At 60.0% G+C, this 648-nt stretch carries 1 protein-coding gene; it reads right to left on the reverse strand.

What is annotated here, in order from left to right; genetic code table 11:
- The coding region (locus tag QSJ95_RS32485; RefSeq protein ID WP_285647877.1) for a transposase at positions 1–648 on the reverse strand (648 nt) is incomplete at both ends.

Below are 648 nucleotides of genomic sequence, written 5' to 3' on the forward strand. Positions count from 1 at the left end.
GGGCGACGATGAGGTGATGTTGGGTATCTACGGCCGTCTGCACGTTGTAGCCGACCACGCCGGTGCCTCTGCCACTGGTGGCCATGGATCGCGCATCCGGATCGGTCAGGGAGATCTGCCCGTCCGGTGCGTCACGCAACTGCTCCTCCATGTCCTTGAGCGCCTCCATCTGCTGCTTGAGCTTTTCGAGCTTGTCCTGCAAGCGGATGGCCTTGGCTTCGGCGACATCAGATTGCGTCCGGTCGGCGGTATCCATCGCCGCCAGATAGCGCTCGATGCTTTTTTCGATCTGCTCCATGCGGGCGCGCAGCTTGCCGTGAGTGAAGTTGCGATCACGGTTGTTGACCGCTTTGAACTTGCTGCCGTCGATGGCCACCAGCGACTGGGAGAACAAGTCGAGCTGACGACACAGCACGACGAACTGCCGGCAGACATTGCGGATGGCCTTGCCATTGTCACGGCGGAAATCAGCAATAGTTTTGAAGTCCGGCGCCAGCCGTCCAGTCAGCCACATCAGTTCAAGGTTGCGCTGGCATTCGCGCTCCAGGCGGCGGCTGGATTGGATGCGATTGAGGTAACCGTAGATGTAGATCTTCAGCATCACGGCGGGATGATAAGACGGTCGCCCGGTTACAGCCGGTGCCACTC

The sequence above is a fragment of the Pseudomonas sp. NBRC 100443 genome (assembly GCF_030268185.1).
Taxonomy (GTDB): domain Bacteria; phylum Pseudomonadota; class Gammaproteobacteria; order Pseudomonadales; family Pseudomonadaceae; genus Pseudomonas; species Pseudomonas citronellolis.